This window comes from Labrys wisconsinensis, assembly GCF_030814995.1.
In the GTDB taxonomy this organism is placed as follows: domain Bacteria; phylum Pseudomonadota; class Alphaproteobacteria; order Rhizobiales; family Labraceae; genus Labrys; species Labrys wisconsinensis.
This window is the reverse complement of sequence record NZ_JAUSVX010000003.1, coordinates 290,462-304,628: the sequence shown is the minus strand read 5'-3', so window position 1 is coordinate 304,628 and position 14,167 is coordinate 290,462. Positions and strand designations below refer to the sequence as shown.

Sequence of the window (14,167 nt, the reverse complement as noted above, 5' to 3'; positions counted from 1 at the left end):
GGCCTCAGGCGAGGCCGTCGCGGATCTGGCTGAAATAGTCGTCCCGTCCGACCTGGCCACCCTTGAGCGCGATCTCCAGGCCGTCGAAGGCGGCATCCTCGCTATAGGCCCGGCAGAGCGGCGAGCCCGGCGTCTGCGGCAGCGGCAGGCGGGTGGTGAGCGCATAGATGCCGAGCTCGCGCAGGGCATGGCTGGACGTGTCACCGCCGGCGATGACAGCGCGCTTCAGCCCAGCGCGAGCGACCAGCGCCCGCTGGATCTCGCCCAGCCGCCGGCCGATGCGATGGCGCCCCTCGCTCTCCCGATCGATCTCGCCGCCGAGATCGGTGGCGGGCCCGAGCGCGGTGTAGAGGATGACGCTGCGCCCCGAGGCGAGGCTGTCGAGGCCGCGCGCGATGGCAGCCGCGACCGCATTCTCGACGTCGCCACCGATCAGATCGCGCGGATCGAGGGCGATATCGTCGAAGCCGTGGCCGACGGCATGGCGGATCTGCCGTTCGGTCGTCGGCGAGCAGCTTCCCGAGACCACGGCGATGCGGTCGGCCTTGCCGGGCGACGCGAACTCGGCCTTGTCAGGCACCGTGGTGTCCGCCGTCCAGGCCGCGAGCAGGGCATATTCCACCCCCGAGGATCCGGCGACGAAGCTCGGCCCGCGGTAGAGGCGCAGAAGCTGGCGGCCGACGGCGCGCTGCGTCGCCGGATCGGCCACGTCGAACAGCACGATCTCGCCCCCGCCGGCCAGGGCCGCGTCGACGGCCGCATCCACGTCCGGCGCCTGCAGGGCGGCGAGGTCGACGAGGCCGATCGGCCTGTCCGTCTGCAGCGCCAGGTGGCGGGTGAGGTCCGCCTCCGCCATCGGCGTCACGGGGTGGCGGCTCATCACGGGATGGCGGTCGATCCGGTAGGTCGCGCCCTGATAGGCCGCGAACAGCGTGCCGAAGGCGGTGTAGCGCCTGAGCTGCGGCGCGCCGACCACCAGGGGGACGCGCCGCTGGCCGAAGACGCGCTGGCCGATCTCGACGGCGCGGCCGATGCTGCCGACATCAGGATGGGAATCGAAGGTCGAGCAGACCTTGTAGTGGCAGAACCGCGCCTCGAGCGTCTTCAGCCAGGCGAGGGCCGGGGTCAGATGCGCCTCCATCCAGTCCGGCGTCTCGCTGCGGCTGGTCCCGGCGAGGCCGATGGCCCGGCAATCGGCGAAGCGCCGGCGCTGCTCCGGCGTCGGCTCGCGGATGAACAGGACGGTCGGCACGCCATGGGAGGCCATCGCCTCCATCACGTCGGTGGAGCCGGTGAGGTCGTCGCCGTAATAGGACAGCAGCAGGTCGCTCATCCCGCACGCCTGGCATATTTGGCGTCGAGCCCGTCGATGGCCTCGACATTGCCGGCCGAGGGCCCCTGGGGGTCGAAGGAGGAGGCGAGCCAGGTGTCGGCGATCGCCTTGGCCAGCTCCGGCCCGATCACCCGTGCGCCCATGGTGATGATCTGGGCGTTGTTCGACTTGGCGGCCCGCTCGGCCGAATAGGTGTCGTGGGTCTGTGCGGCGCGGATGCCCGGCACCTTGTTGGCCGAGATGGCGACGCCGATGCCGGTGCCGCAGAACAGGATGCCGCGCTCGTACTCGCCCGCGGCGACGGCGGCGGCCACGCCTTCGGCCGTGCCGGCATAAGTGCCGGACTGGCTGAGGTCGGTGACCTCCAGGCCGGGCTTGCCCTTGAGATGGGCGGCGATGACGTCGAGAAGCGGCTTGCCGGCGCTGTCGGCACCGAGGGCGATTTTCATGACGGGACCCTTTCCTGGGCGGCTCGATGGACGATGTCGACGATGCGGGCGAAGCCCTCCGGCGACCAGGCGGCGCGGCCGACGAACAGCCCGTCGACGTCGGGCAGGCGGATCAGCTCCTCGCCGTTCTCCGGCGTGACCGAGCCGCCATGGATGATGCGGGTCCTGTCCGCGACGTCCTCGCCGTAGCGCTCCGTCAAGAGCGTGCGCAGCGCGGTATGGCAGGCGGCGACGTGTCCGGGGGAGGCGGCCGCGGCGGCGCCGATGGCCCAGCGCGGCTCGTAGGCCAGGACGACCTCCGGCACGCGCTCCGCCGGCTGGCCGGTGAGGGCGGTGGCGAGCTGCTCGGCCAGCACGGTCACGGTGCGCCCCTGGCGCTTGTCCTCGCCGGTTTCGCCGAGACAGAGGATGGGGGTCAGCCCTTCGGCGAGGGCGGCGTCGAGCTTGCGGCGCACCAGCTCGTAGGTCTCGCCGAAATGGGCCAGGCGCTCGGAATGGGCGAGCTCGACATAGCGGCAGCCCGCCTCCACCAGCATCGGCGCCGAGATCTCGCCGGTCCAGGCGCCGTAGAGGTCCCAGTGCATGTTCTGTCCGCCATAGGCGACCGACGAGCCGGCGAAATGCCGCTGCGCCGCGTGCAGCGCGGTGAACGGCGGCAGCACGAAGATGTCGAGGCTGTCGGCGATGCCGGGCGCGAGAATGGCTTTCAGCCGCTCGGCATAGTCGGCCGTCTCGGCGGCGGTGTGGTTCATCTTCCAGCCGGTGCCGGCCATCGGCTTACGCATCGCGGCCGTCTCCGAACTTCTCGATCGACTGGGCGAGCTCGCGATGCTCGCGGGCATAGGTCTCCAGCGCAATGCCGGCCACGGCGGCCTGCCAGGCCTGCTGCACCGCCCTGACGCCCGCCGCCGGGCCGCCGGGATGGCTGACGATGCCGCCGCCACACAGATAGAGCAGGTCCTGCGTCTGGCCGGTTCGGGCGTAGGTCTCCGGCGCCTGGCCGCCCCACTGGCCCGAGCCGACCACCGGCAGCGGGCAGTCCGCGGCTGAGAACAGCGGCGTCGAGATGTCGTGGAAGGAGCGGATGAAGGACTCGTCCGGCTCCCAATATTTGACGCGGATGCCGTTGATCTGGAGCTGGTCGACGCCGAGCAGGCGCCAGAACTGCTGGTAGACCTTGAACTCCATGCCGAGGCCGGGATGGCGGGTCAGGATGTCCCAGCCGTTGCGATGGGCGTGCAGCACCAGGCGCGAGCGCTTGCGCAGGAAGGCGAAGCCGCCGAAGCCGATGGAGTTGACGTTGATCACCGCGCAATTGCCGCCGGCCTCGGCGACGATGTCGTGGTTGCGCATCATCTCGTCGGGGTCGGCATGCGAGATGCCGAAGGCATACATCACCTTGGCGCCGGTCTTCTGCTCGTGGTCGAGGATGATCGGCATGATCGCCTTCACCCGGTCGGCCAGGCTGGAATAGGCCGGGCTCATCAGCTTCTCGTCGTCCTTGATGAAATCGACGCCGGCCTCGACCAGCTCGCGCACCAGCGCGGCGGTCTCGTGCGGACGCAGGCCGAGCGCCGGCTTGACGATGGTGCCGATGATCGGCCGGTCCGTGACGCCGGTCAGGGCACGGCTGCCGGGAACGCCGAATTGCGGGCCGGGATGGGCCGCGGCGAATTCGGCCGGCAGCTGCATGTCGACGATGCGGATGCCGGAAAAGCCCTTGATCGAGTAGACGCCGCCGATGGCGATGGTCGTCAGCGCGGCGAGGTCGGTGCCGACGGCCTCGATCGGAAACTCGATATCGGCATCGGCCCGGTTGTAGCGCGTGCCGGGCGGGGTGCCCGGCTCGGCGGGGAAGCTCGGCACCGCCAGCGGCTCCAGGGGCCGCAGGCCGACGACCCTGGCCGCGACCCGGGCCTTCAGTTCCGGCGTCTCGCCGGGGACGGGCACGAAGGTGCCGGTCGACTGGTCGCTGGCGATCTTGGCGGCCAGCGCCTGGACGTCGCCCGCCGTCTCGATGCGGTAGGTCAGGCGGATGCAGGATTGCGTCATGGAACCATTCGGGATGGGACGGCGCGGCCGATGCGCGGACCATGCCGGTCCGGTTGCGGCGCGCCCGCCGGGCTTCGATGTCGTGCCGGACGTCCCTGCCGGCGGACGTCCGGCTGCCTTGCCGGTCGCGTGCCTTTCATTGACACCGATCTGGTATGATGAGTATAACTTATGACAACGGAAATCAAGCGACGAGCCGGGCGCAGGGCGTCTTGACTTGCAGCCCGGGCGCCGATGACATCGGCGCGGAGGCCGCCTATCCTGCGCCGTTCCCCGGTTGCAGACGACCTCACCGCATCGGACCCTCCGCCCATGGCCTCAGCTTCCGATCCCATCGTCCGCCGCAAGCTCTCGGACGAGGTGTTCGACCGCCTGAAGCTGATGATCACCAGCGGCGACCTGCAGCCCGGCGACGCCATGCCGTCCGAGCGCGACCTGATGGAGCGCTTCGGCGTCGGACGTCCTGCCATCCGCGAAGCCATGCAGGCACTGAGCAAGATCGGCCTCCTCACCATCTCGCACGGCGAGCGGGCCAAGGTGCGGCTCCTGACCGCGCGATCCATCTTCCAGCAGGTCGACCAGTCCGCCCACATCATGCTGGCGACCTCGCGCGATTCGCTGGAGCATCTCAAGGAGGCCCGGCGCTTCTTCGAGCGCGGCATGGTGCGCGATGCGGCCAAGAAGGCGAGCGCGCGCGAGGTCGAGGGCCTGCGCGCGACCCTGGAGCGCCAGCGCCAGAGCCTGGGGGAGGCCGAAGCCTTCATCACCGCCGACATGCGCTTCCACACCCAGATCGCCGCCGTATCGGGCAATCCGATCTTCGAGGCGGTCAGCGAGGCGATGCTGGGCTGGCTCCGGCAATACCACACCGACATGCTGATCTGGACCGGCAAGGAGAAGTACACGCTCACCGAGCACGAGGAGATCCTCCGCCACATCGCCGCGCACGACGCCGACGCGGCCGAGCAGGCGATGGTCAAGCATCTCGACCGCTCCGCCAGCCTGTACATCCACCAGGCCGGCTGAGCCGCCGCATCAGGCCCGGCCGCCGGCCAGGCGCGCCCTGGACCGCCGGCGGATCACGGAGCCTCCCGCCATGGCCAGCACGGCGATGATGACGACGCCCTGGACCATGTCCTGCGTGCCCGGCGGCAGCCCGGCGATCTGCATGGTGGTGACGATGAGGATCAGGAGCACGCTGCCGAGCATCGTGCCGAGCGCCGTGGCCGATCCGCCGAAGATCAGGGTGCCGCCGAGCACCACCGCGCCGAGCGACTGCAGGAGATAGGGCTGGCCCATCTCCAGGAAGGCGCCGCCGACATAGGCGCCGAGCAAGAGGCCGGTAAAGGCCGCCAGCACGGAGCTCGCGACGAAGGCGCTCGCCACCACCCGCCCGGTGCGCACGCCGGAGAGGCGCGCGGCCCGCAGGTTCTGGCCCACGGCCGACAGGGTCCGGCCATAGGCGGTGCGGTTGAACAGGATGGTGGCGAGGCCCACCGTCACGACCGCGAGCATCACCATGATCGGCATGCCGCCGACACGCTCCGTCGCCACGCTGCGCAGCGTCGGCGCAATGGCGAAGCCCGGGATGGCGCGGTTGGCGAGCAGCGTGGCGGTCGCCAGCACATAGCCGGTCGCGAGCGTCGCGATGATCGCCGGGATGCGGGCGATGACCACCAGCGCGGCGTTGATGCCGCCGACGGCAAGGCCGAGGCCGAGCGTGGCGGCGAGGCCGAACGGCAGCCGCCCGTCCTGGCCGCCGACGACGATGAGGGCGCAATAGGCGCTCAGCGTCATGACGCTGGCGATGGACAGATCGACATTGCCGCGCCCGGTCGTCACCACGGCGGTCTGCCCGAGGGCGATCAGGGTGAGGAAGGAGGCCGAGACCGCCACGCCGGACAGGCTGGAGAGCGAGACCTGGCTGGTGACCAGCGACAGCACCGCCCACAGGATGAGGATGCCGATCGCCGACCAGACCCAGCGGTTGCGGCCGGACCAGTCGAGGAAGGCGGCGTGCCAGGCGTTCATTCCTCGTCCCTCCCATGGGCCACGGCCGTGCGCATCGCCAGGATCGCCAGCAGGAGAATGCCCTGGACCGCGGCATTGAAGTCCGAGCTGACGCCGAGCATGCCGAGCAGGGCGCCGATCAGCGACAGGGTGACGGCGCCGGCGACCACGCCCGGCGCCGAGATCCGGCCGCCGATCAGGCTGCAGCCGCCGATCACCGCGGCGGCGACGCCGAGCAGGGTGTAGGTGCTGCCGGCGTTGAAGTCGCTGGCGGTGTTGATGGCGGTCAGTGACAGGCCGGCCGCCATGCCGAACAGCCCGGCGAGGACATAGCGGATCGCCGCATAGGTCGGCGCCGGCCAGCCGCCGCGCGCCATGGCCGCCGGATTGTTGCCGAAGGCCCGCAGCGTCACGCCGAGGGGCGAGCGATCGATGGTCAGCGCGAGGATGGCGATCAGGCCGATGATCAGCAGCGAGCTCGGCACGCCGGGCACCGACCAGGCGAACAGGGCGGTCAGCCAGTCCGGGCTGGCACCGCCGGGCGTCGGCTGCAGCGTGTAGGCCAGGCCTGTCCAGATGAAGGAGGCGCCGAGCGTCACCACGATGGCCGGGATCCGGCGCAGCTGGATCACCGCGCCGAGCACGCCATAGAGGACCAGCGTGCCGGCGAGGGCGACGAGGCCGAACGCGGGCGTGTCGAACAGCAGCGTGGCGCTGATCACGTTGGCGAGGCCGGCGAAGGCGCCGGCGCCGAGGTCGATCTCGCTGCCGCCGATCACGAACATCTGCCCGAGCGCCACCAGCACCAGCGGCACGGCAGGCATCAGGAGGAGGTCGAGGCCGAACACCGAGGCGGTGCGCGGATTGGCCAGCACCATGACCGCCAGCACCAGCGCCAGGCTGAGGAATGGCGCGGCGCCGACCAGGCGCCCGGCCCAGGCGCGGGAGCCGTCGTGATGCCGGGCCGCGGCCGCGGCGGGCGCGCCCGCATCGGCGGGCGTGAACGAGGCGTCGACGATCGCCTGCTCGCTGATCTCGCCCGGCCCGAGGTCGCGGACGATGCGGCCATTGGCGAACACCAGCACGCGGTCGCATTCGAGGAATTCCAGGTCTTCCGTCGAGTGCCAGAGCACCAGCCGGTCGGCCTCGGCGATGTCGCGGGTGACGGCGTAGAAGTCGCGCTTGGCGGCGACGTCGACGCCGCGGGTCGGATCGTCCAGGAGGATGATCGGCGCGTCGCAGGCCAAAGCCCGGGCGACGAGCGCCTTCTGCTGGTTGCCGCCGCTGAGGTCGAGGATGTTGGAGGCGAGCCGATCGGCATCGAGGCGCAGGCGCTCGGCCGCCGGGCGGGCGGCGGCCTGCTCGGCCGTCTGCGACAGGAGCTCGAGGCCGGCGCCCCCGGCGATGCGGGCGAGGCCGATATTGGCGAGCACCGTCCAGAGTGGAAACACGCCCTCGCGCTGGCGGTCGCCGGAGACGAAGGCCGCCGGCGCCAGGCGCCTCACCCCGGCACTGTCGGCGCGACCCGGCGCAAAGACGTTGTGCAGCAGCACCTTCTGGCCGCTGCCTTCCAGGCCTGCCAGGCCGACGATCTCGCCCCGGCGCAGCTCGACATCCCGGCCGAGCGCGGCCGTGACGTCGCCGCTCAGACGCACCAGCACGTCGCCGGGCGCGGCGCGGGCGCGGTGGGGCCGGCCGTCATGGGCGGCGGCCTCGCCGCCCATCAGCCGCACCAGGTCGGGGACCGTGGTCCGCCCCGTCTCACCCTCCCAGATCAGCCGGCCGTTGCGCAGCACGGCGACGCGATTGGCGACGTCGATGATCTCGAACAGCTTGTGGCTGATGAAGATGAAGGCGAGGCCCTCGGCCGCCCGCGCATGGATGAAGCCGCGCAGCTGGCGGCTGCGTTCCAGGCCGAGCGAGGAGGTCGGCTCGTCCAGGATGACCAGGCGCACGCCCGGCGTCGCCACGGCGCGGGCGATCTCGACCATCTGGCGCTCGCCGATCGGCAATTGTCCGACCTCGCGGTCGACATCGATGCCGTTGCCGGGGAAGACGGCGTCGAGCGCCGCGCGGGCGCGGCCGCGATAGGCGGCGCGCCAGCCGGGCCTGGGGCGCGCGGCCTCCGGCGCCTCCAGGAAGAAGTTCTCGGCGACGCTGAGATTGGCGCACAGCGACAATTCCTGGTGCACGATGCGGATGCCGCGCGCCTGCGCCTGCCCGGTGTCGTAGGCATCGAAGGAGAGCGCCTCGCCGCCGAAGGCGATGGTGCCGGAATCCGGCCGCGCGACGCCGCACAGGGCCCGCATCAGCGTGCTCTTGCCGGCGCCGTTGCCGCCGACCAGGCCGACCACGTCGCCGCGGGCGATGGCGAGGGAGACGTCGCAATTGGCGAGCGTCGGCCCGAAGGCCTTGGTGATGCCGACGAGGCTGACCACCGGTGCGGCAGCGGCGGGCGAGGCCTCGGCCGGACTATCCGAAACGCTCAGACCGGATGCGGCCATGAATATCTGCCTCCCGGCGCGGGAACTGGAGCCGTCGGGGGGCGAGGGCGCCCCCGGCGGCCATGGCGTGTCGCCGTTCCCGGGCTCACTTCTTCAAGAGATTCTTCTCGACCCATTCGGCCGAATAGGTCGGGCTGACGATCTGGCCGGAGGGCAGGTCGGCATAGTCCTTCAGGTTGTCGGCGGTGATGGTGGCGACCGGCATGATCATCAGCTTCGGCGCCTCGGCGCCCTTGACCAGCGCCAGGGCGAGATAGAAGGCGGCGCCGCCGATGCCCGGGGTGGTGTTCATCGAGATGGTGGAATAGCCGCTCGCCGCCTTGCCGGCCCACCATTTGACGAAGTCGGTGGAGCCGCCGCCCTCGATGATCGGCGGCTTGTCCTTGTAGGGACCGCCGAACTGGTCGAAGGCCTGGGCGATGCCGAAATCGTCGCTGCCGCCCTGGCCGAGCACGGCGTCGACATGCGGCAGGCTCGGAAGCACGTTGGCGATGGCCGACTGCGCCACCGAGGCGGTCGCCTGGCCGTAGACGGTCGCCACCACCTTGATGTCCGGGTAGTTCTTCAGGACCTCAGCCTGGGAATTATACATGTCGTTGTCGGGCGCCGAACCCTTGACGCCACGCACCTGGATGATGTTGCCCTTGCCGCCGAGCGTCTTGAACACCCACTCGGCCTGCTCCTTCTTGTAGCCCTTGAAGTCGAAGTTGAGCTGGTAGTTGCAGGGCGAGGACGCGACGGAATCGAAGGACACGACCTTGATGCCGGCGGCGCAGGCCTTGGCGATGACGCCGTTCACGGCCGTCTCGGAGGCCGCGTCGACGGCGATGGCGTCGACGCCCTTGAGGATGAGCTCGGCGATCTGGCTGTTCTGCTGGGCGACGCTGCCGTCGCCGTTCATGATGATGTAGTCGGCGATGGTGCCGTCGGCCTTGGCCTTCTTGGCCGCCGCCTCGAAGGCGTCGACCATCTGGTGGCGCCAGGTGTTGCCGAAATAGGCGTTGGAGAGCGCGATCACCGGCTTGTCGGCCGATGCCAGCGCCGGCCCGGCGAGGCCGCCGGCCAGGGCGAGGGCCGCCACGCCGCGAACCAGCGTCATGCGACTGAAGATCATGTTGTTTCCTCCCGGTGACGACCCGCTTTGGCGGGCTCGTGAACGACGGACCGCACCCATGCCACAGGAGACGATGACGTGCAAGTCACGTCATCATACCAGTTGTGGCGGAGTACGGCCCGGCGTCCGGGCGGTTGCATCCGCCGCGGCGGCACCTGCCGTCCCTCGCTCGACGGTTCTCGCGAGAGGAAGACAATTCACGGTTATCTGATAGGAGATTGCGAGGATATGCTCGAGTCTGACATTAGAATCGGGTCATGGAAGGTTTCGCGACGACCGTGCAACCTGCAGCCAGCGCCGGGCCGATCTTCCGGGCCAGCGTGGACGAGGGAAACGTCGACGGAGCGATCGCACTGACTACGCCGATCGGTTCCTTGGCGGCGGTGATCCGACGGCCCGGCCAGGAGGATGAGGGCACGTCGCGCAAATTCGCCGCGCCCCCTCTCCGAGCCATGGGATATAGGCGGCGCTCACGCCGATCTCGCCCTTCGACTCCGCCAAGGACTTGCCCTGATCCCGCGTCGGCAGCTCGGCAAGGGCGTCGCGATGATCCTCGATCAGCTCGCCAGGTAGCCGCCGTCGACCGGAATGGTCACGCCGTTGATAAGGGATGACGCCGCGGAGGCGAGGAAGATGGCCGTACCCGCCAGGTCCTCCGGCTCCGCCCACTCGCCGCCGGGAATGCGGGCGACGACTTTGGCATTGAACTCCGGGTTCTCCCGCCCCCCGCGGCTGATTTCAGTCTTGATCCACCCGGGGGCGATCGCGTTGACCCTTATGCCGTCGGCCGCGAACGAGATCGCGAGGGACTTGGTAAGCGAGACGATCGCCGTCTTGGCCGCCGCGTAGGCCGGAACCTGCGGCGCTCCGAAGAACGAATACATCGAGCCGATGTTGATCAGGCAGCCCTTGGTCGCCTTCAGGTGGGGGCGGAAAGCGTTCGCCAGCCTGAGGTTCCCGACGAGATGGATGTCGATGATCTCCTTGAAGACCTCGGGCCTGTACTCCTCCCAGCGAACCAGGCGACCGGCGCAGTGGATGACCACGTCGAGCGTGCCGACCCTCCCGGCGAGATCCTCGACGCCTGCGTCTTCGCGCACGTCGAGGATCTCGTAGCGGATGCGCTGGTCGATAGTGCCCTTGGGCATCACCAGGTCAGCGACGATCACGCTCGCGCCATGGTCGAGGAACGCCTTGGCAAAGGCACCCCCGATCCCCCCGGAACCACCGGTGATGAGCACGGTCTTGCCCGCGACGCTGAAGCTCGGCGTGTTTGTCATGTCCTGGTTCTCTGAGTTGGTCGATGATCGAAGTCGGTCGCGGTTGTCTTTCGTTTCAGAAGAACGCGACGGGCCGCAGCGGCGACCCCGAACCGTTCTCGATGGGTAGCGGAGCCGCGAACAGGAAGCAGCTGCGGGGCAGCAGCTCCATCCGCGCGACGCATTCCAGGATCAGGATTCCATGGGGCAGCCAGTGGCGGCCGTGACCCGGGTCGTCGCCGAGGACTCCGTCGACGGTGGCGATCTCGCAGGCAATGGTGTCCGCGCCGACCGCCCGGACCCCGCGCTCGCGGAATAGGCTCGCCACGCCCTCGTCCATGCCTGGCTGGTTCTTCGCATAGAAGTGAGCGCGCTCATCGACGTGCCAGTAGCGCTTCAGCCAGCCGAAATTGACGAGTGCAATGTCGCCGGGGCCTGCCGGTGCTCCGTGCTCTGTCTCGAAATCGAGGATGTCGGCCCGGGTCAGCATTTCCCCCGGCTGCCAATCCCGACCCGAGAAGTCGTAGACCCTGGCGGTCGAGATGAGGCAGTCGGCCGGGAACGTTTCGATCGTCTCATGCATGCGGTCGGCGTGGATATGGGCGGGAGCATCGCAGTGGCAGCCCGTGTGCTCGGCCATCGAGATCGACTGGCAATAGTATCCGTCCCGCCTGTGGACCACGGTCGGGTCGATCACCATGTGCGGGTGCGTGGGAAACTTCGGTATTCCGCGCTCGAGCTTCGGCGCGAGATCGACCGATCGCATCTGCCGGATGAGCGCTCCCAGGGCATCGACCGAGTTTTCGGGCATTTCTCCTCCTGGCGTTCTTGCAAGTCCCGGCGCCGTCTCGGCCCGGGCCCTATGCCCTTGCTTCGGGCGGATGCTGGTTCAGGAATTTCTCGACTGCCGCACGGTCGGGAAAGCTCGCCCGCCCACCCCTTCCCATGCACTTGAGTGCGGCGGTGGCGGAGGCGAAGCGGAGCGCGGCCACTTCGTCGCGGGTTTCGACGAGAGCCAGCGCGAAGGCGCCGTGGAAAATATCCCCGGCTCCGACTGTCTCGACCGCGCCGATTGGAAAGGCGGGCATCGACCGCGCCATGCCGCCGCTGTCGATCCACATCACGCCCGAGCCGCCCATGGTCACCGCTACGAAGGGACAGTCCCGGGACGCCTGGCGAAGGCCTTCGCCGGGATTCGGGGTGCCGTACAGGCCGGCTAATCCTGGCGTCGAAAAGATCGCGTGGGAGGCCGCCCTGACTGCGGTCAGCGTCGCCCTGTCCGTCGCCGTGTCCGCGTCGAGAACCGCGGGCTTGCCGTGTTGGCGCGCCGCCGAAAGAACCAGGCTGGCGCCCTCGACCCAGCGGTTGTCGGCGACGATCGCGTCGGCCTGGAGGATGCTCGAGATCGGCAGCCACGTCGTATCGGGCTCGAAGGCGTCGGAACGATAGATGATGATGGCCCGGTTGCCCTCGCCATCGACGAGGACGATGGAATGAGACGACTGGACCCCAGCCACGAGCCGCGCGTGGCGCACGTCGACCTTCTCCTGCCGAAGGCCGTCAAGGATCCGGCGTCCCTTGTCGTCGTCGCCGAGCCGCCCGCACCAGGCTGCCTCGCCGCCGAGGCGGGCGACAATCACGGCGGCGTTGGCCGCCATGCCGCCGCCGCTCTCGCGATAGGAGAGGGCAAGCATCTTCCCGTCCTGCGAAGGCAGGGCGTCGACCTCATAGATGAGGTCGATCACCGCGCCGCCGACGCACATGACCCGCGCCGTCATTTCACCGCTCCGGACAGCGTGCCCTTGATCAGGGCGCGGGAGGCGATCCATCCGACGGCGAGGACGGGCAGCACCGCCAGGATCGCCGCTGCCGACATCCGGGCCCAGCTCTGCCCTTCCGACGTGAAGAACGACGCCATGTAGACGGGCAGCGTCGCTGCGCCGTGACCCGAGAGGTTCACCGCGAAGAAGAACTCGTTCCAGGTCAGGATGAGCAGAAGGAACGTCGTCGTCGCCAGGCCCGCCTTTGCGAGCGGCAGGACAAGCTCGAAAAAGATTGCACGATGACCTGCGCCCTCCATCAGGGCGGCTTCGACCAGCTCGTAGGGAATGTCCTTGAAGAAGGACCGCATGAGCCAGATGACGATGGGAATGTTCAGCGTCGTATACATGATCACGAGGCCGGTCAAACTGTCGATCAGTCCTGTCTTGGCATAGAGCAGGAAGATCGGCACGATGACGGCGACGCCCGGCATGAAGCGTGTCGAGAGCGCGAAAAACAGGATGTCGTTCGCCTTCCGACCGGGAAAGAAGGCGAGCTTGTAGGCCGCGGGCAGTCCGAGGGCGAAGGCGGCGAGGATCGAGCCGACCACCGCGATCAACGTGTTGGCCAGATAGTGCGGATAGTTCCCGGTCAATGCGCCTTCATAATGTTCCAGGGTCAGCGGCACGAACACCGTCGGCGGCATCGCAATCGCATCCGGCTCGTTCTTGAACCCGGTGAAGAACGTCCAGAGGATCGGGAAGCACATGGCGCCGGCGACCAGGAAGGTCAGGGCCGCCGGCCCGATCTGGCGTCGCGAGGACCGCATGGCTCAGTGCCTTTCCATGTAAGGGCGCACATAGGCGAGGAGCGCGAGCGAGACGATCGTGGTCATGACGGCCGTGATGATGCCGCCGGCGGCGGCGCGGCCGATCTCGTATTGCTCGGTCAGCATCCGGTAGACCGCGAACATGAGATTGGTGGTCTGGTTGCCCGGACCGCCATAGGTGCCGACATAGATCGGGCCAAATACCGGGAGGATCAGGATCGCCTCGATCAGCATGCCGACGCAGAGATAGGGAACGAGGTGCGGCAAGGTGATGTGAAGGAACTGGTTCCAGGGATTGGCGCCATCGATTTTTGCCGCCTCGATCGTCTCCTGCGACACGGATTGCAGCCCGGCGAGGAGGATCAGCATCATGAACGGCGACCACTGCCAGACGATCATGAGCATGACGGCGAACTTCGGTGCATTCGTGATGAGGTCGACAGGGGCGAGGCCGATCGACGTCAGCGCGAAGTTCAACAATCCGTAGATCGGATTGAGGATCATGTTCTTCCAGATGATCGGACTGACCGTCTCCATGATGAGGAACGGGGCAAACAGGAGCGAATACGCCAGACCCCTGCCGAATGTCAGGCGATTCACGAGCAAGGCCAGGCCGAGACCGATCAGCGTCGTCGCGATCGCCACGCTCACCGTGAACAGGACGGTGTTGCCGATGGCCATCCGGAACACCGGATCGGAGAAGACGAAGGTGTAGTTCGCCCACCCCACGAAGCGCAGCGGTCTTGCGGGATAGAGCAGGTTCCAGGAATGCAGGCTCAGGTAGAGCGTCGCGACCAGCGGGATCTGTGTCGTGACGATCAGATACGTCACGGCGGGCCATGTCGCCCATCTCGAG

The 14,167-nt window shown here is 68.7% G+C and carries 13 protein-coding genes and 1 pseudogene; 1 reads left to right on the top strand and 13 read right to left on the bottom strand.

Features of this window, described 5'->3' with window-relative positions:
• Positions 1-4 precede the first annotated feature (4 nt).
• Genes QO011_RS11400 through oiaX form a run of 4 tightly spaced genes read right to left on the bottom strand, consistent with a single transcriptional unit; the run spans position 5 to position 3,834 of the window.
• Positions 5-1,333 (bottom strand): four-carbon acid sugar kinase family protein, encoded by a 1,329-nt coding sequence (locus tag QO011_RS11400; RefSeq protein WP_307271751.1) that lies wholly within the window; start codon positions 1,331-1,333, stop codon positions 5-7.
• Positions 1,330-1,782 (bottom strand): D-erythrulose-4-phosphate isomerase, encoded by a 453-nt coding sequence (derI, locus tag QO011_RS11395; protein ID WP_307271748.1) that lies wholly within the window; start codon positions 1,780-1,782, stop codon positions 1,330-1,332. Before derI ends, QO011_RS11400 begins: the two co-directional genes overlap by 4 nt.
• Positions 1,779-2,567: a triose-phosphate isomerase gene (tpiA, locus tag QO011_RS11390; protein WP_307271746.1), complete on the bottom strand. Its 789-nt coding sequence runs from the start codon at positions 2,565-2,567 to the stop codon at positions 1,779-1,781. The genes derI and tpiA overlap by 4 nt, the downstream gene beginning before the upstream one ends.
• Positions 2,560-3,834 (bottom strand): 3-oxo-isoapionate-4-phosphate decarboxylase OiaX, encoded by a 1,275-nt coding sequence (oiaX, locus tag QO011_RS11385; protein ID WP_307271743.1) that lies wholly within the window; start codon positions 3,832-3,834, stop codon positions 2,560-2,562. Before oiaX ends, tpiA begins: the two co-directional genes overlap by 8 nt.
• Positions 3,835-4,146: 312 nt before the next feature.
• Here oiaX and QO011_RS11380 point away from each other — a divergent pair, with 312 nt between their 5' ends.
• A complete protein-coding gene (locus tag QO011_RS11380; protein ID WP_307271740.1) occupies positions 4,147-4,860 on the top strand; it encodes a transcriptional regulator NanR in 714 nt (237 codons plus the stop codon).
• Between the two features lie 9 nt (positions 4,861-4,869).
• Here the strand turns inward: QO011_RS11380 and QO011_RS11375 are convergent, their stop codons facing one another.
• The 9 genes and pseudogenes from QO011_RS11375 to QO011_RS11335 all read right to left on the bottom strand — a co-directional run bounded on the left by QO011_RS11375 (position 4,870) and on the right by QO011_RS11335 (position 14,142).
• Positions 4,870-5,865 (bottom strand): ABC transporter permease, encoded by a 996-nt coding sequence (locus tag QO011_RS11375; RefSeq protein ID WP_307271737.1) that lies wholly within the window; start codon positions 5,863-5,865, stop codon positions 4,870-4,872.
• A complete protein-coding gene (locus QO011_RS11370) occupies positions 5,862-8,348 on the bottom strand; it encodes an ATP-binding cassette domain-containing protein (protein WP_307271735.1) in 2,487 nt (828 codons plus the stop codon). The genes QO011_RS11375 and QO011_RS11370 overlap by 4 nt, the downstream gene beginning before the upstream one ends.
• Before the next feature lie 85 nt (positions 8,349-8,433).
• Positions 8,434-9,447 (bottom strand): ABC transporter substrate-binding protein, encoded by a 1,014-nt coding sequence (locus tag QO011_RS11365; RefSeq protein ID WP_370881947.1) that lies wholly within the window; start codon positions 9,445-9,447, stop codon positions 8,434-8,436.
• 274 nt (positions 9,448-9,721) lie between these two features.
• Positions 9,722-10,026 (bottom strand): annotated as a pseudogene (locus QO011_RS11360) (aldehyde dehydrogenase family protein); the annotation flags it as partial.
• Positions 10,020-10,742, bottom strand: a complete 723-nt coding sequence (locus tag QO011_RS11355; protein WP_307271730.1) for an SDR family NAD(P)-dependent oxidoreductase — start codon at positions 10,740-10,742, stop codon at positions 10,020-10,022. The gene QO011_RS11355 and the pseudogene QO011_RS11360, both read right to left, overlap by 7 nt.
• Positions 10,743-10,797: 55 nt before the next feature.
• Positions 10,798-11,532: a cyclase family protein gene (locus QO011_RS11350; protein ID WP_307271728.1), complete on the bottom strand. Its 735-nt coding sequence runs from the start codon at positions 11,530-11,532 to the stop codon at positions 10,798-10,800.
• Between the two features lie 49 nt (positions 11,533-11,581).
• Positions 11,582-12,499, bottom strand: a complete 918-nt coding sequence (locus QO011_RS11345; protein ID WP_307271726.1) for a sugar kinase — start codon at positions 12,497-12,499, stop codon at positions 11,582-11,584.
• Positions 12,496-13,311, bottom strand: a complete 816-nt coding sequence (locus tag QO011_RS11340; RefSeq protein ID WP_307271724.1) for a carbohydrate ABC transporter permease — start codon at positions 13,309-13,311, stop codon at positions 12,496-12,498. Before QO011_RS11340 ends, QO011_RS11345 begins: the two co-directional genes overlap by 4 nt.
• Positions 13,312-13,314: 3 nt before the next feature.
• A complete protein-coding gene (locus QO011_RS11335; protein WP_307271720.1) occupies positions 13,315-14,142 on the bottom strand; it encodes a carbohydrate ABC transporter permease in 828 nt (275 codons plus the stop codon).
• Between the last annotated feature and the right edge of the window lie 25 nt (positions 14,143-14,167).